Genomic DNA, 17,039 nt, shown 5'->3' with positions numbered 1-17,039 from the left:
CTTCCGGTTTTGCTAGTTTTGAAGGGTATAATTTTGACATCTGGGGACAAATCCAGGGTAATTACCTTTCAAAACATCGGCTGGCCGAAAATAAGTTTCAGGAGTTATATTAAATTAAAATTATCAGTATACCCAACGATCAGTTGGAGTGTTTAAATTCATAAAGTTGGTCTTGCCTTAATTTGCTTGGTCGATTATGTTTCCAACGTTTATGACTCCATAACCAGTTATGGGGCTGGGAACGAATGTCTTCCTCCAAAATCCGAATCTGTTTTTCAAGAATACCATTGGTGGGTTCATTTTTGGGATCATCGGTGATTACCGAAACTTCGACCTGATAAAAGCCTCTTTTATCTTTTATTTTTTTGAAGTCGGCATATAAAACGGTGAGTTCATATCTTCGGGCCATGGCTTCTACCCCCCGAAAAATGCCTGTATCCTGATTGAGAAATTCAGTCCAGAATGCAGTTTTAGGATTGGGTGACTGATCATTAGCCAAAACGACACAGTAAGGGTTTGTCCTTGGCTTTTGAAGTTCTTTAAATATCTCGTCCATGGGTACCAACTGAGCGCCGAATCGGGTGCGAAGATCCATGAACCATTCTTCCGCTGCTTTGTTTTGTAAAGGGCGGTAGACAACTATACAATCATGAGTAAAGCGAATGGATGAGAATAGATTGGCAAGTTCCCAATTTCCGCGGTGGCCCATCAGGTAAATAAGATTTGTATGATCGTTGAAATAACGATCCATAACACTAATATCGCCGGTAATTCGATTGGAAATATCGGTAGCTGAAAGGGTTCTAAGCTTAGGGGTTTCGACAATAAGATCGGTGAAATGGAGAAAGAAATCGTGAGCGATCTGCTCAATTTCTTTTTCGGATTTTTCTGGGAAACTCTTCCTTAAGTTCTTGAATATAACTTTTTTGCGGTAGCCTATTAAATCAAAAATCATCCATCGAAGTGCCGTGGAGAGCCCGTAAAGATACTTCCAGGGTAGTCTGGCAATAAGGTTTAAAACTTTTAAGAGGGTTTTGGTGCCTAGGTGAGTCATTCTGCATTTTTTTGGTAATAATACGGATAACTCGTCAAAATACAGTTCATTAGTAATTTTTTATAACATTTATTACCTTCAAGTTTAAATTAAGAGATAGGACTATGCTGACACATCTTTTTGACATAAAAAATGATAAGCGACTGAGTATTTATCTTTACCGATCAGGTTTCGCCATGTGGCTGCTTTATATTGTTTTGGGTGCCCCCATGGCGGACGCTTATACCCACTATCGCACAGAATGTGGTGTATTTTCTTTTATTTTAATGATCCTAAGCTTTTCTGTTTCCATGGTATACGATTATTTCCATGATCCAGAGGCCTATAAGCAAAAGAGAAAATGGTTATTTATCACCTACTTTATTCTCGCAGCTGTGTTATATTATTTTGATGTCATATAAGAGAGCCTATGACTTTCAGGCCTTCAGGGGCCTGAATTGTTTAAGTCATTAAATTGTTCGCCTGGTAAACAATTCAATGAGAAATTTGACCGTTCCGCCTAAAAACCAAACAATATACTGCCGGCTAAGCTGGTTTTCTCCGATTATCGGACAGGCCATGCAATATCAGGTGCTAGCTGTACTTCCCTGAGTGCAATTTGTCCCAGTCAATGTCACTATGGTTTTTCAACCGCTAACAGATATCCTTCTTGGCGCCACTCATATTTCCAAAGCCACATTGCAAAAGTGCATACATACTTGCAAAAGGCACAAGGATGATCATGGCCAATAATTTACTCGCTTCATAACAGTATTCTTGATCCTATCCCAATTCTTTAAAACTGACGAGAATTTATTGAAAGAGAGCTAGGTCAAGAGTTTATCTGCCATAAGGTCCGTTCGGTCAAAGACAGTCTTCATTTCTGAAATCCCCTCTGTATCTTTCTGTGTAGCATAGTTACAGAAAGTAATTCCATATATTTTATGAGGTTAGAAAAGCGCCTGTATCGTAGTGCTTCTTTTGCGGTAAATCCAAATTGAGCTTTATGTATAGTTTGTAAATGTCGTTCGCTGAGCGAGGTCTGTCGTGCGACTGACTTAATGGGGCTTAAATTATTGGCGATAGGCCTATCTAGCAAATCGGCAACCGGGTGTCTCCGACTAAGATATTGGAGGCAAATTTGTGAAAGAATAGCCAGATAATTTTGGGGGTCAGGCTCGTTTTGAAGCTGCTGATGCAGATCTAGGATACACGGGTGGTAGGTTTGGAATTGGTTGTATTCCCTGGTAAGCCTGCGAGGGGGAGAACAACTAAATAACCGATAAAACCCATCCATATTAAAATTGGCCACAAAAATGTGGCTTGCAGGAACCATATTATATTTAATAACCCGCTTCGAAGGGCCTATAATCATGTATTTTTCTATCTCTGCTTGATTGCCTGAATCGAGGGTAAAGGGGGTAGGGGTACCCAAATCGAGAACTAACTTCGTTTGCAAACTAGGAAATAATTGTTTTGCATAGCTCTGTTGAGAACCATTTGTAGCTTCGTAGAAATGAGTAAATATAGAATCCAATGCTTTTGGAGGTAAATACCTTCGTTCTAGGGGCATAAACGTTTTGAAAAAATCTTCTTCAAATTCCTGTGAGCATTAAAGATACAAAAAAGCCGTTCTCAATGCTGAAAACGGCCTTTAAAGAATTTTTTATTTCTAATCAGGGACACCTCAAATGGGTTATTTCCCGCCTACCTGCGTTTTACAGGTCCAAGTCAGACTGAAGGCTGCGATAGTTTTTGATTAGGTTTCGTGACTCCAGAAGTGCATTCTTTTGCAGTGCAATTTTATGTCGGAGCTCAACGGGCAAAGGTGTATTAGAGTCCAGGGCCGATGCGTAGGCATCCTGAGCTGCCTCTTCCCCATGAAGACAACTGCTCAGAACAGCATCCCGATCCTTGCCCGAAAAAGTGGCTTTGACGTCCATAAATACTCTATAAACTTTACCAATATTAGTGGTTCCCGTAGCCACTTCTCCCCCAAGAGATGCCACTTCCGTAGCCAGTTCCGTTCGATACTCACGGCTTTCTGCTGCCATTTTCTTAAACATTGCTTTCAAGTCAATATTAATGTCCTTGAGTTCGTCTATGGCTTTTTCATAACCTACTATTCTATCGTTATTGATCAGAATTAAATCATTCAACAATTCTATTAAATCTTCATTTGTATTTTCCATAGCTTTCTAGTGATTATGCTTTTAACTAAGTGAATTTCGTGATTTTAACAAGGAGTTACAATTATCGTTCCTGAGCAGTTAGCTTCCCCACTTTAAGGTAAAAAATGGGATTTTGTGTTTCCTAAGTATCGCTAGATTCTGTCCTTATCCTGCTTTTTGGAATGGGACGAGGAACAACATACTCATCTTTGTAGTTGTGGTTTAATATTATAAAATCGCTGATATGTAGTTACTTATAAGTTATTCTCTTGAAGAGTCTCAGACTGTGGAAATTCAAAATCTGATGATGGTACAGTTTTTTAAAAGAGAGAATTATTTACAGGTTTCAATTAAAAAATAAATAACAACACTATGAAAAAGATAACCATATCGGCATTTGTCATCGCTTCGATGATGATGTTCAGCGCTTGTAATTCGAATCAGAATGAAGATAGTACCGAGCAAGCTGAAGAGAGGAATGAGGAAGTACTTGATGATAAAAAACTAGAAGATGATAGTGAGTTTGCCGTCTCCGCCGCTAATGGTGGAATGATGGAAGTAAAGCTAGGCGAACTGGCTCAAACCCGTGGCCTGTCTCCTCAAGTTAAGGAGTTTGGTAAAATGATGGTTGAGCAGCATTCCAAAGCCAATGAGGAATTGAAAGCCTTAGCTAAGGAAAAGAACATTGCCCTTCCGGCCACCCTGGGTGAGGATAAGCAAGAGGATTTCGAAGATTTGTCAATGAAGAATGGCAAGGAATTTGACAAAGCCTATGCGGAGTATATGGTCGACGATCATGAGGAAGATATAAAGGCTTTTAAAAGGGCTGCTGAAAATAGTAATGATGCCGAACTAAGGGCTTGGGCTGGTGGAAAAGTGGCCGTGCTGGAAGAACATCTGGCCATGGCTAAAAAAATGAGAGATGCGGTAAAATAACAGAGAAGATACATTAACAAAAGTGGAGAGGTCGTTCGTAACTATTACGAAGATCTCTCCGCTTTTTTATATACGGCTCACTATAGCCCATATTGTACTAAAAGTTGTTTCAGACTATCCAGTGTATCTGCTTCCTGGGCTGTTTTGTCCTTCCTCCATCTCAATATTCTCGGAAATCTTACAGCAATACCTGACTTATGCCTGGATGATGCACCTATTCCTTCGAAGCCTATCTCGAAGACCAGTTCTGGCTTCACTGTACGAACCGGGCCAAACTTTTCTACTATATTTCTTTTTATGAAATAGTCTACTTGTCCTATCTCTTTGTCAGTAAGTCCGGAGTATGCCTTGGCAAAGGGAATTAATTTCCCATTCTGATCCCAGAGGGCAAAGGTGTAGTCGGTATACTGCTCGGCACGGCGTCCTGAACCCCTTTGGGCATAGATTAAGACTGCATCGATCGTTAGTGGATCCACCTTCCATTTCCACCAATCCCCTTTTTTTCTACCCACCCGATAAGGCCCTGACTTTCTCTTCAACATAAAGCCTTCCGCCTGCCTGCTTCTTGAGTCAGGATGAAGCTCACGAAGATCGTCCCAGCTGCTAAATTCTATTAAGGGGGAAAGCTGCACCGGCCCTAGAAATGGATCGGCATTTAATAATTGCTCCATTAATGAACGTCGGTATTCAATAGGCTTTTCCCTCAAGTCTTGCCCCTTCCATTCTAAGAGGTCGTAGACCAGAAGGCCGATAGGAGCCTCACTAAGTGTTTTTTTTGTTAGGGATTTTCGGCCTATTCTGGTCTGCAATAACTGGAATGGCAAGGGCTTGCCGTCAGCCCATGCCACAATTTCTGCGTCCAACACCGTACCATGCGGAAGCCTTTCTACTAGAAAATGCAACTCAGGAAATTTTTCGGTAGCGAGTTCTTCACCTCGAGTCCAAATAAACAGGGCTTGATTGCGAACGATTATTTGAGATCGGATGCCGTCCCATTTCCACTCGGCAAACCATTCCTCAGGCTCTCCCAGATCCGCAATGTCCGCTTCAATAGGATAAGCCAGATAAAAGGGATAAGGACGAGAATCCTGATCCTGTAGATTTTCAGCATGGATTAAATTGTAAAAATTGGTACTATCAGGGTTCCAGTCCCCCATAATTCGATGTGCCAATACGTTGGTAGGTTGGCCCGTGGCTTCAGCAAGAGCCCTCACCACCAGGCTCTGGGAAACCCCAATTCTGAAGCTTCCCATTAAAAGTTTATTGAAAACAAAAATTTCCTGAGGGGAAAGCGCTTCCCATGCCGCTAAAAGCATTTCCTTTTTTTTCTCTTCATCCATCGAAGGGAGTTTTCCCAGATAGTCAAACCATTCCGATAAACTGCGTTCCGGCTCCTGAGTTCGGGTAGGTGGAAGAAGTAAAGAGATGGTTTCACCCAAATCACCTACATTCTGGTAAGACTCCTGGAAAAGCCATTCCGGGATTTGCGCTACTTCTGTAGCCCATTCCCTCACCTGCTTTCTATTGATTTTAAATGAAGGTCTTCTTCCGGTAAATAGGGTTAATGCCCAGAGTTTGTCCTCGTCAGTAGCGGTCATGAAATAATTCTTCAGCAGAGATACCTTCGTATTCGTCTTGTTCGTTCTGTCGAGTTCGCTGAAGAGTTCGGAAAATCTTTTCATGTCATTAGGTTTTAAAGGAATAGCTAGTCGCTACTTTTCATGTCTGTATTGGGTTCGGCTTCCAAAGCCTGTGTTTCGGTAATCTCTTCATTGCCATACATAGTTTGTACTTCCTGAGCATCTAAACCTTGTTCTCTTAACCAGCGCGAAAATGCACTGGTAAAACCATGGGTGACGAAAACACGCTCTGCTCCAGTAGCCTGGATTGCGGTATTTAAATCGTTCCAATCTGCATGATCGCTGAGCACGAAGCCCTGATCGATAGCCCTGCGATTCTTGGCGCCTCGAATGGCCATCCATCCCGAGCAATACCCTGTCGATACAGGTCCTAATTTGCGTAGCCAAGGTCCCGAACCAGCACTGGGGGGGGCAAGGACTAAGGAGCCAGCCAGCTGTTTCCTATCCATATCCGTCGTGATTAAAGTGAGTTCAGGCAAGTCATGACCCGCCTTTCGCAAGGTCTCATTTAGAGCGTATATTGCCCCGTGAGCAAATAATCTACCTCCGTCGCTATGAACTCCCTTTAAGATCCGTTGCGTTTTTCCAAGTGCATAGCCCATCAGTAAGCTAGCTTTACCTTCCTGGGCATTTTTTGCCCACCAATTTTCTATTTCTCCGTAAATCTGCTGCTGGGGTTTCCATCTGTAGATGGGTAAGCCAAAGGTAGATTCGCTGATAAACACCTGACATGGGATAGGCTCAAAGGCTGGAGCGAAGCCGTCATCTTCTAATTTATAGTCGCCGCTAACCACCCAAACCTCTCCCTTGTACTCAACCCGAATCTGTGCAGAACCAATAATATGTCCAGCGGGGTGAAGCGAAAATGTCACTCCGTTTATCTGAAACGGTTCGCCATAACCCACCGTCTCCAGTGAGATATCCTGACCTAGCCGTTGACGTAAAATAGGGGCACTGTCGTGGTGCGCAAGGTAGTGCTTGCTACCCCACCGTGCATGGTCGCTATGAGCATGCGTAATTATTGCCTTTTCGACAGGTTGCCAGGGATCGATGTGAACGCCTGCTTTTGAGCAGTAAATACTCTGACCGGTAAACTGTAGTAAATTGGTTTTGGACATGCTCTAAATGATTAAAAAGCATGCCAGGATAGATACTTTTGTTTTTTGAGTTCAAGGTTACAGGCGGCTTATTACTACTTCATTAGAAATATTAATAATTCCTCCTTAAATTTCGGTTTTAACCTTTAATATTATATATATGACCTATTGCTGCTCCCAACCTTTTCGACGATCTTCTGCTTTGTTCCTGCTGGTCATAGCTATGTTTATTTTCCTCAATCCGGTTCAGGCTGCTACCCCTATTGAAGGTCGATGGGATATCAGCGTCGATGTCGAAGGAAAGTCAGCACCCTCCTGGCTTGAGGTACGACACTCAGGTACGAAAACCTTGGTAGGTCAATTTGTGAGTGTATCCGGAAGTGCTCGTCCCATCTCTGTAGTGCATTTTAAAGATGGTAAATTTAGTTTTTCAATTCCTCCCCAATGGGAGCGCGGAGATGCTGATTTGCGTATGGAAGGCACTGTAAACGGAGATCAAATTGCTGGTACCATCCATACTCCAGATGGGAAAATTCAGTCCTTTAAAGGAGTACGTGCTCCGGTACTTCGGCCCACTAAGATGCCAGCCTGGGGCAAGCCAATTAAGCTGACAGGGGGCAATTCTATGGACGCCTGGTATGCTAATGGAGAAAATCAGTGGGTGGCTGAAAATGGAATATTAAAGAGTCCAAAATCCGGTGCGAACCTTATTACCAACGAAAAGTTTGGGGATTTTAAGTTACATGTTGAATTTCGCATACCCAAAGGAAGTAATAGCGGAGTTTACTTGCGGGGACGTTATGAGGTACAGGTTACCGATAGCAAAGGGATGGAGCCTGCTCTGGATCAAATGGGTGCTATTTATGGTTTCTTAGTGCCAAGTGAAATGGTGGCCAAAGAGCCAGGAGAATGGAATACTTATGACATTACTTTGGTAGGTAGAATGGTAACCGTGGTTGCAAATGGTAAAACGGTCATTTCCAACCAGGAAATTCCTGGAATCACTGGAGGAGCCCTGGATAGCCACGAAGGCGAGCCCGGCCCATTGTATATTCAAGGGGATCACGGCCCTGTTGAATATCGTAATATCATTATTACTCCAGCCAAATAGCCGGCCTTTTCAGGCAAGTGTCTCCTCAAGATTTTTATTGAGGAGGCTTTTTATTATTCTCTCTAAGGACCAGCCACTTAGAGGAAGAAAATTATAAAGAAATGAATAATTCAGAAATTGTAGAATATTTAGAGCTAACAGCCAAGTTGCTTGAACTGCATCAGGCTGATCCTTTTAGGGTTAAAGGGTATTCGGTAGCTGCCTTTTATCTTGATAAGTTTAAGGATGGCGCCCTAAAAGATATGTCGGCCGCAGAACTATCTAAACTCCAAGGGGTAGGGAAAAGTACAGCGGCCAAGATCGTAGAAATGGTTCAGACAGGTTCTTTTCCTGAGCTGGATACCCTTTTGGCTAATACGCCACCAGGAGTTCTGGAAATGTTTAAAATTAAAGGGATTGGAGCTAAGAAGATTGCCGTTCTCTGGAAGGAGCTGGAAATCGATAATCTTCACGAACTCGAGCTGGCCTGTCTCAATGGTTCGGTAGCTAAGTTGAAAGGATTTGGCGGGGGAACCCAGCAGAAAATATTAGACTCGCTGGCCTTTGTGAGGAGTCAGGAAGGAAAATTGAGGATGAACAAGGGTAGGGAGGCTGCGGATGCCTTGGTGGAATTGTTAAAAACTCATTTCGACGAAGTAGAAATTGCGGGGGATATTCGTCGTAAGAACGAGATAGTATCCTGTGTCGTCGCCTTAGTAGAGGCTCAAAGTCCAGGACTGCTTCAGTCCGTAATTACCGAAATGGGATCTTTGATCAAAGATGAGCAAGCTTCTTCACCCTTCGTTTGGCGTGGTAGTATGGAAGGGGTCTCGGTAGCTCTGGAAATTGTTTACGTTGCGCCCGGCAGCATGGTGAACCGACTATTCCTGGAAAGTGCTTCTCCGGCGCATCTGGCCTATCGGGGATCCACAGGGAAATCTTTAAGAAAAATTGCCTCTGAATCTACTTCGGAGTCCGAATCTGAAATATATGAAAAGGCTGGTATTCCTTTTATTATACCAGAAATGCGGGAAGGCATCACGGAATTCGATTGGGCCGAAAAGCATCAGATCGATGAACTGGTTACCTGGGATAGGCTAAAGGGCATTCTACATAACCATAGCACCTACTCAGACGGTCAGCATACCCTCAAACAAATGGCAGATCATTGCAAGGAATTAGGTTTTGAATACCTAGGAATTGCCGACCATTCGCAAACCGCTACCTATGCTCAAGGCTTGAAGGAGGCAGATATTGCCAGGCAACATAAGGAGATTGAAGAACTAAATATGGCCTATGCCTCCGAAGATTCAAATACTGCCTTCAAGATTTTGAAGGGTATTGAGTCGGACATATTGGGCGATGGTTCATTGGACTATCCCGATTCTGTTCTGGCTAGCTTCGATTATGTGGTAGCCTCCGTTCACAGCAATTTGACTATGACGAAAGAGAAGGCTACCGAACGTGTTCTTCGTGCCGTAGAAAATCCGTATACCACCATTCTGGGACATCCCACCGGTCGCCTACTTTTGAGTAGGGAAGGTTATCCTCTGGATCATAAAATCATTATTGATGCCTGCGCCAGGCATGGTGTTGTCATCGAAGTGAATGCCTCTCCCTGGCGCCTAGATATTGATTGGAGATGGATTCAGTACTGCATGGATCAAGGGGTACTACTAAGTATCAATCCCGACGCCCATGCCATGGCAGGATATCAGGACATGCATTATGGGGTAGCAGTGGCCCGAAAGGGAGGCTTGATAGCAGATTTTACCTTCAATACTTTTAGCCTTAATAAGATGCTTAGCTATCTGAACAATAGAGCAGTAAAAAGATAATGAACTAAAGTATTATTCAAAAAATTACAAATCCAGTATCTGGGGAACCGATTCCATAATGCCGGTCTTTAGGGCATCGATTAGCCTGGATTTTACCTGCTCCCGATTAAAGACCAAACTGATTTGTCGCTGCGGGGCTGGCGCCTGAAAGTGCAATACGCTTTTCTTTCGCTCTTCTGTCAAGTCATGCAGGGCTAGCTCTGGCAGTATTGTCAGCCCCCCGTTGCGATCGACCATGCGCATTAAGGTCTCTATGCTTCCCGAACGATAATTGAATCGATGTCCGAAACTACTGTTTCTGCTCAACTCACAAAGTCGCTCGATCTGGGATCGAAAGCAATGCCCTTCCTCTAACAGCCATAGTTCGTTAGGTTCAATGTCTGAGGGGAGTACATATTTTTTGTTGAACAGACCTGTGCTCTCAGATGCATATACATAGAACTTCTCCTGATAGAGTGGGATTTCGGTCAGGGTGTGATCATCGGAACTCGTTGCTAGTATACCCACGTCCAGACTCCCAACTCGTAGTTCGTTGAGGATTCTATCTGTGATCATTTCAGAAATATGCAACTGAATATCGGGATACACTCCTATAAAGGGTTGTACGAAATAGGGTAAAAGATAGGGGGCTATGGTAGGAATAATCCCAATGCGTAAGTCTCCCGACAGATCACCATTATAAAAGCGCGCCATCTCCTCCAGCTGCCTGGATTCCCTTAAGATTACTCGTGCCTGATCGATTAACTTACGTCCTATGCCCGTGGGAACGATTGGCTGTTTGGTCCTGTCGAATATCTTCAGCCCAAGCTCGTCTTCTAATTTACGGATCATCATCGACAGGGTAGGCTGAGTGACATTGCAGAAATTAGCTGCCTGAACAAAATGCCTGTGATTATCAACAGCGATGATGTATTCTAACTGCTGTATATTCATACGAATCGGATATGTTGTTTCTCTTTATTCCCTTCCGGGAAATAAAGAGAATTAAATGGTAATCGATTATTGCTATGCAAATATAAAAAGAATCATTTTTATTTATATTTAAAAAGCTCACGCTTTCCTAGGCCTTGAACCAGACAACGTCTAACATCGTTGAGTTTTATTATTTAGATATAATTAGATTTGGGGTAGAAATAGTTATACGTAATTACTCTATTAGAAGGGGCGAATATCCGTCAAAATGTAGAATAATTCCCCAGAATTTTTTGGGATGATTTCCTAAAAAAAATCCTGTTTTGGGATTTATCATTCTGTATTACAATTCATTAGGTGAAATACTACTCTTTGGGGAAGTTGCCGGGGAACTATTTTTATATTAACAATCTGTAGCGTTTTTTGCCCAGCAGGAAGCGGTAAAAACTAACGATTAGCCGAATATATTAAGCAGGAGATTGACAGTACCATCGTACTCCTGACAAATACAATATTTTGAACGCTGATATACACACTAGAACAGGAGAAGGGGGCTCATTATTCGCAATGTCCCCCTTTTCAAATTATACAACAACTGTAGTGCCCGAAGGGATTAGAACAATCCTCTCGCTTTTTCCAAGGCTACCGAAAGGCCAGTGGCGTCAGAGCCTCCGGCCGTAGCAAAGAAGGGTTGCCCCCCTCCACCACCTTTAATCTCTTTTGCCAAATCTTTTACGATTTTGCCGGCGTTTAGGTTGGCATTCGCCACGAGATTCTCGGATATATATACCGAAAGCTGAGGTTTCTCATTAATGACAGTTCCTAAAACTACAATCAGATCTTCTATCTGGTCTTTCAATTCGAATGACAGCTGCTTAAGGGCATCTGCCGATGGTACTTCTATTTGCGCAACGATTAAGGTAAAGGCCTGAAACTTTTCGGCATTGGCAAGTAGGTTTTCTTTAACCGACTGTAACTTTTCATTCTGCAGGGCGGATACTTTTTTCTGCAGCGAGCTGCGTTCCTCCAGTAAGGTTTCCAGGGCTTTGATTACGTCGGAAGGGTTTTTTAATAACTCCTTAATCTGGTTCAGTTTTTCTTCTTGCTCTCTCAATATTTGCAGGGCCCGGTCGCCAGTAACAGCCTCAACCCTACGCACACCGGCCGACACAGAACCTTCGGAAATAAACTTAAAGAGACCTATCTCTCCCGTTGCTGGCACGTGCGTTCCTCCACAAAGTTCGAAGGAGTATTTAGGGTCAAAAATAATAAGACGGACATAATCTCCATATTTTTCTCCAAAAGTGGCGGTAGCACCCAGGTCCAGAGCTTCTTGTATAGGAACATGTATGCGTTCATCGAGTACAATATTTTCACGGATTTTCTCATTCACCCGATCTTCAACGGCCTGCATCTCTTGCTGAGTCATTTTGGCGAAATGGGAAAAATCGAAGCGGAGAACCTCGTCATTGAGGTAGGATCCTTTCTGAACGATATGACTACCTAAGACTTCCTTCATGGCGGCCAGCATGAGGTGTGTAGCGGTATGATTGGCCTTTATAGCCGCCCGGCGTTTACTGTCAATTTTGGCGAGTACTCTCGGAGTAGTCGTTAACAGATGGTCCAGATTTTTATCTTTAGAAATATGCACGAAAAGATCGTTTTCTTTTTTCGTATCGGCGATCTGTATGATGAACTCGGCCCCTTCCGCTTGGCCAGAAAGGGTCCCGGTATCTCCAACCTGCCCACCCATTTCCGCATAGAAGGGGCTTCGGTCTAAAACAATATGATATTCTTCTCCGGTCTTAGTTTTTACCTTGCGGTATTTGACAATATGGCTATGTGTTTCTTCGAAATCATAACCTAAAAACTCAAAATCTTCTAGCTCACGAAGCTCTATCCAATCGGTAGTTTCTTTGGCTGCATCTTGTCTGGATCTAGTCTTTTGTTCTGCCAAAGCATCGTTGAATCCCTGCTCGTCTATAAGCAGGCCTTTCTCCCTGGCTATTAGAGCGGTGAGATCGACGGGGAAGCCAAAGGTGTCACTTAGTTCAAATACATCAGCTCCTACAATGGTGTTAACGCCTTCAGCCTTGAGCTTGCTCATAATAACATCGAGACGCTTCAGTCCCGACGCTAGAGTTCTTAAGAAGCTCTTTTCTTCTTCCAGAATTACTTTAGTAACGAATTCCTGTTGAGCTACTAATTCGGGAAACACCCCATCGAATTGAGCGGAAAGTACTGGGATTAAGGCGTGAAAGAAGGGTTCTTGTAATCCTAAGTAGGAATATCCGTAACGTACGGCCCTGCGCAGGATTCTTCGGATTACGTAGCCAGCCTTGGCATTGGCAGGAAGCTGGCCATCCGCAATGGCGAAGGCTACAGCCCTGATATGGTCCGAAATAACGCGCATAGCAATGTCCGGATAGGTTTCCTGGCCATAAGTTTTGCCAGACATCTTCTCCAAAACCTGAATGGTATTCTGGAATACATCTGTATCGTAATTAGATGTCTTCTGCTGTACGGCCATACAGAGTCTTTCAAAGCCCATTCCGGTATCTACATGTGTGGCGGGAAGTGGGATAAGACTTCCGTCGGCCTTCCTTTCAAATTGCATAAATACCAGGTTCCAGATTTCTACAACCTGAGGGTGGTCATTATTGACCAAGGATTTACCGGAAACCTCTAACACCTCTGCTTCAGGGCGTAGGTCGACATGAATTTCGGAACAGGGACCACAGGGTCCGGTATCACCCATCTCCCAAAAGTTATCTTTTTTATTGCCCATGATGATGCGATCTTCCCCCACGATGGGCTTCCAGATGTCCCAAGCCTCCTGGTCGAAAGGGACTCCATCTTTCAGGTCTCCTTCGAATACAGAAACATACAGGCGCTCTTTCGGAAGTTTATATACCTCCGTGAGAAGCTCCCATGCCCAGGAAATGGCTTCCTTCTTGAAGTAATCGCCGAAGGACCAGTTGCCTAACATTTCGAACATGGTATGGTGGTAGGTGTCGAAACCTACATCTTCTAAGTCATTATGCTTTCCGGAAACCCGCAAACATTTCTGCGTATCGGCTATTCTTCGGGAAGGTGGTGTGCCATTTCCTAGGAAGAAATCTTTGAATTGCGCCATACCCGAATTGTTAAACATCAGAGTTGGGTCATTCTTGGCTACTAATGGTGCCGATGGAACGATTAGATGTTCTTTGCTTTTAAAAAAGTCTAAAAATTCCTGACGTATTTGTTGCGAATTCATACGGATTATATGCGGTTGGATTTGCCGATTTGCTATTCGGCCCAATAATGAATAGTACTTAAAATTGCCGCAAAGGTAAGTAAAAATGAGAGTTATGAGACTAACTTTTTTCCTCGTGCGCCATAATTGTTTTCCACTTTTTAATAAGCAATTATTTGGCCAAATGGTCCGAGGTATCTTTAATGAGCTCCTTGCCTGCAAGATTGTCTAAACACACCTACAAGTTATTGCTGATAGGACTTAAAGGTAGAATAAGTATATAGCATAAAGAAAGGTCTAATCCTAAGGGGCACAGAGGCTATCAGACGATAGGGAGGAATGGCTAAAAGGGAGTCGTAGCCCCTTTTTTTATGAAAACAGGTAGTTTAGCAAGGCTTCATGCTTTATATTAAAGCGATACCTAATCAACAAATTAATGATGAAATTGAATAATGAAAAACTTCCTAACGCGATCGAGATGAAACCTTTTTCCGAATATACTGCAGAGGAGCTTGCAATGGAAAAGCTTTTCATCCGGTGGGTTCGATTTCCGGACGACGATTCTATCGATGCGTTTTGGGAGGGCTGGCAATCACGAAATCCAGAGATGAAGCGGACCATTTCGGAGGCCAGAAGTCTGGTGATCGAAGCTGCAAACTTTAAGACGGACCCTATGAGTCAGCAGGAAACCAATACGCTATGGGGGCGCATACGAAACTCGTTAGAAACTATTTCGGACCGGGAGCCTGTCCCCATTCGCCAGCTTCAACCACCCACTACCCTGGGTTGGGAGGGTATTTTGATAGGCGCTGTAATAGCCGCCCTGCTACTGTTACTGGCCTACCAGCTATTAGGATGAAACCAAACCCCTAAACATATGAAAGTATCCCTGAGAAAATGCGTTAAAACTGGCCTTTTGGCAGTACTTTGGACTTTTTCCGCTCATGCCCAAAATTTTCCCGAGCCTATACAAAACTTACAAAGGACGCACCCTAGACTGCTTTTATTGAAGGGAGAAGAAAAAGGAATTCAGCAGAAAATCGAAAATCATCCCGAATGGAAAGGGGTGCATAAGGCCATACTCGATGAATGTGATCGTATGCTAGCCTTACCGCCTGTAGAGCGGATCCAGATTGGCCGACGCTTACTTGACAAATCAAGGGAGTGCCTCAGGAGGGTATTTCAGCTGTCGTATGCTTACCGATTAACGGGAGAAGAGAAATATTTTAAAAGAGCAGAAAAAGAACTCCTTGCCGTTTCCGCTTTCAGTGACTGGAATCCGTCTCATTTCCTGGATGTAGCCGAAATGACAATGGCAGCGGCCATTGGTTACGACTGGTTATACGATCAATTGTCAGAGTCCAGTCGTTCTGTTATTCGAGAGGCTATTATACAAAAGGGCTTGGAGCCATCATTAAATCAAAAAAATAGTTCATTTTCTCGAGCGGTCAATAACTGGAATCAGGTTTGTAATGCCGGTATGACCTTTGGGGCACTAGCCGTCGCAGAGCACCAGCCTGCACTAGCCAGTCAGATCGTGGATCGGGCTATTAAGACCCTGCCTATTTCCATGAAGCCTTCCTTCTCTCCAGATGGTGCCTATCCCGAAGGATTTGCTTACTGGGATTATGGGACAAGTTTTAATGTCTTACTTCTGAATGCGGTTCAAAAAGCATTAGGAAATGATTTTGGTTTGAGTGAGAGTCCGGGCTTCTTGGCCAGTGCAACCTATATGACCCATATGGTTGGGCCAACCGGAGTGGCTTATAACTGGGGGGATAGTGGATCGAAGAATCATCTCACCCCTGCGCTATTTTGGTTTGCCAGTCAAAGTAAAGATGCGTCAGTATTATGGAATCAACATGAAATGCTTACTGAAGCACCTAAGAATTATGTTAATAATAGGTTGCTGCCAGCAGTAATGTTGTGGAGCGATGCCGATCAGGTAGGAAAGAAAGTGGAGCCTAATAAATTGATGTGGTCGGGAGGTGGGCCTAGTCCGGTAGCGCTGATGCGGAGCTCTTGGACTGACGATCAGGCTTGGTATCTGGGGTTTAAGCTGGGGTCGCCGTCAGTAAGTCATGCACATATGGACATAGGATCTTTTGTCGTCGATGCGCAGGGCGAACGTTGGGCTATGGATTTTGGATCGGAGCAATATCATGGCTTAGAGTCGAAAGGGGTTGACTTGTGGAATAAAAGTCAGGAAGGGCAACGATGGGAGGTATTCAGGCTCAATAACAGGGCCCATAATACGCTAACTTTTGACGGGGTCTTACAACGGGTAGCGGGAAAGGCCCAAATTGACAGGAAGGGTGAGTCTCCCGAAAACATGTTTGCCATATCGGATTTATCTGAAATATATCAGAATAAAGTTAAAAGTGTTCGAAGAGGAGTTGCCCTTGTAAATAAGAATGCGGTGATCATTCGTGATGAAATAGGAGGGGGCGATAAAGCCACTTCTGTAAGGTGGAATATGTTGACTGGGGCTCAGGTGAAGATACTGGATAATCAAACGGCAGTTCTTACTAAAAACGGAAAGAAAATGAGATTACATGTGCGTTCCAAAGTACCTGTCAAGCTTCAGATATGGTCTACCAAGCCCGATCATGATTATGATTCGGAGAATCCCAATACGCAATTTGTAGGTTTCGAAACTTCCGTGCCCGCTCGTGCCAGTTTAGAGGTTACAGTGGAGCTTTCTCAAAATAGTGAACCTCTTCCTGCAAAGGCACTCAAAGACTGGTAAATTTTTTCTTAACCCCATTTATCCTGAGATTCTTTCGTGGCATCTCAGGATTTTTTTTGCCCCAGATATATCGCTCTATAGTATAGAACGACTTTCTCAGGTCAGTCTTGTAATGATAGCAAAGCTGTGAAAAAAATGTGCTGAAAGAATCATAGAATAATATGTCAAAATAATACAATAGTTGTTAGGTCTACACTTCAAAATATAGACAGGTTTATCCTTCTAAATAGCGGGTGGAACTTCTTAATCCTTTCCATTTTATTTGTTTGATATCGTTCCCGGGATCGGTTGCGTAATTATTATTGAATATTTTGATGTTTTTTTAGGAGATAATG

Annotated in this window: 13 protein-coding genes; 6 read left to right on the top strand and 7 right to left on the bottom strand. The window is 43.4% G+C overall.

The genetic code is table 11. The annotated features are described in order from the left end of the window. Positions 1-139: 139 nt before the first annotated feature. The gene (locus tag X939_RS0105015) at positions 140-1,054 is read right to left on the bottom strand and encodes a lysophospholipid acyltransferase family protein (RefSeq protein WP_025762173.1); all 915 of its coding nucleotides are present in this window, start codon (positions 1,052-1,054) and stop codon (positions 140-142) included. Between the two features lie 104 nt (positions 1,055-1,158). On the opposite strand from X939_RS0105015, the gene X939_RS22075 reads away from it, so the two are divergent. After that, complete coding sequence (locus X939_RS22075) at positions 1,159-1,455, top strand: hypothetical protein (protein WP_044198499.1); 297 nt, start codon at positions 1,159-1,161, stop codon at positions 1,453-1,455. Between the two features lie 455 nt (positions 1,456-1,910). Here the strand turns inward: X939_RS22075 and X939_RS0105005 are convergent, their stop codons facing one another. Both X939_RS0105005 and X939_RS0105000 read right to left on the bottom strand, forming a co-directional pair. Further along, positions 1,911-2,606 (bottom strand): hypothetical protein, encoded by a 696-nt coding sequence (locus X939_RS0105005; RefSeq protein WP_025762172.1) that lies wholly within the window; start codon positions 2,604-2,606, stop codon positions 1,911-1,913. Between the two features lie 145 nt (positions 2,607-2,751). Then, positions 2,752-3,225 (bottom strand): ferritin-like domain-containing protein, encoded by a 474-nt coding sequence (locus tag X939_RS0105000; RefSeq protein ID WP_025762171.1) that lies wholly within the window; start codon positions 3,223-3,225, stop codon positions 2,752-2,754. Between the two features lie 351 nt (positions 3,226-3,576). Between X939_RS0105000 and X939_RS0104995 the strand changes: the two genes are divergently transcribed. Then, positions 3,577-4,140, top strand: coding sequence for a DUF4142 domain-containing protein (locus X939_RS0104995; protein ID WP_025762170.1), 564 nt, complete (start codon positions 3,577-3,579; stop codon positions 4,138-4,140). Between the two features lie 80 nt (positions 4,141-4,220). Here the strand turns inward: X939_RS0104995 and X939_RS0104990 are convergent, their stop codons facing one another. Next, positions 4,221-5,822 carry an ATP-dependent DNA ligase gene (locus tag X939_RS0104990; RefSeq protein WP_025762169.1) on the bottom strand — a complete coding sequence of 534 codons (1,602 nt, stop codon included), beginning with the start codon at positions 5,820-5,822 and terminating at the stop codon, positions 4,221-4,223. Between the two features lie 23 nt (positions 5,823-5,845). Further along, entirely contained in the window at positions 5,846-6,898 is a 1,053-nt protein-coding gene (locus X939_RS0104985) for a ligase-associated DNA damage response exonuclease (RefSeq protein WP_025762168.1), read from the bottom strand. A 139-nt stretch (positions 6,899-7,037) separates the two neighbouring features. On the opposite strand from X939_RS0104985, the gene X939_RS0104980 reads away from it, so the two are divergent. After that, positions 7,038-7,988, top strand: coding sequence for a 3-keto-disaccharide hydrolase (locus tag X939_RS0104980; protein WP_084299318.1), 951 nt, complete (start codon positions 7,038-7,040; stop codon positions 7,986-7,988). A gap of 101 nt (positions 7,989-8,089) precedes the next feature. Beyond that, the gene (locus tag X939_RS0104975; protein ID WP_025762166.1) at positions 8,090-9,805 is read left to right on the top strand and encodes a DNA polymerase/3'-5' exonuclease PolX; all 1,716 of its coding nucleotides are present in this window, start codon (positions 8,090-8,092) and stop codon (positions 9,803-9,805) included. Between the two features lie 24 nt (positions 9,806-9,829). Here the strand turns inward: X939_RS0104975 and X939_RS0104970 are convergent, their stop codons facing one another. After that, positions 9,830-10,738 carry a LysR substrate-binding domain-containing protein gene (locus X939_RS0104970; protein ID WP_025762165.1) on the bottom strand — a complete coding sequence of 303 codons (909 nt, stop codon included), beginning with the start codon at positions 10,736-10,738 and terminating at the stop codon, positions 9,830-9,832. A 592-nt stretch (positions 10,739-11,330) separates the two neighbouring features. Next, positions 11,331-13,976 carry an alanine--tRNA ligase gene (alaS, locus tag X939_RS0104960; protein ID WP_025762164.1) on the bottom strand — a complete coding sequence of 882 codons (2,646 nt, stop codon included), beginning with the start codon at positions 13,974-13,976 and terminating at the stop codon, positions 11,331-11,333. A gap of 415 nt (positions 13,977-14,391) precedes the next feature. On the opposite strand from alaS, the gene X939_RS22905 reads away from it, so the two are divergent. Both X939_RS22905 and X939_RS0104950 read left to right on the top strand, forming a co-directional pair. Next, positions 14,392-14,814 carry a hypothetical protein gene (locus tag X939_RS22905; RefSeq protein ID WP_025762163.1) on the top strand — a complete coding sequence of 141 codons (423 nt, stop codon included), beginning with the start codon at positions 14,392-14,394 and terminating at the stop codon, positions 14,812-14,814. An 18-nt stretch (positions 14,815-14,832) separates the two neighbouring features. Further along, entirely contained in the window at positions 14,833-16,704 is a 1,872-nt protein-coding gene (locus X939_RS0104950; RefSeq protein WP_025762162.1) for a heparinase II/III domain-containing protein, read from the top strand. Positions 16,705-17,039 lie beyond the last annotated feature (335 nt).

The sequence above is a fragment of the Dyadobacter tibetensis Y620-1 genome (assembly GCF_000566685.1).
GTDB lineage: Bacteria > Bacteroidota > Bacteroidia > Cytophagales > Spirosomataceae > Dyadobacter > Dyadobacter tibetensis.
The sequence above is the reverse complement of the archived record's forward strand: the minus strand, read 5'-3'. Positions and strand labels throughout refer to the sequence as shown.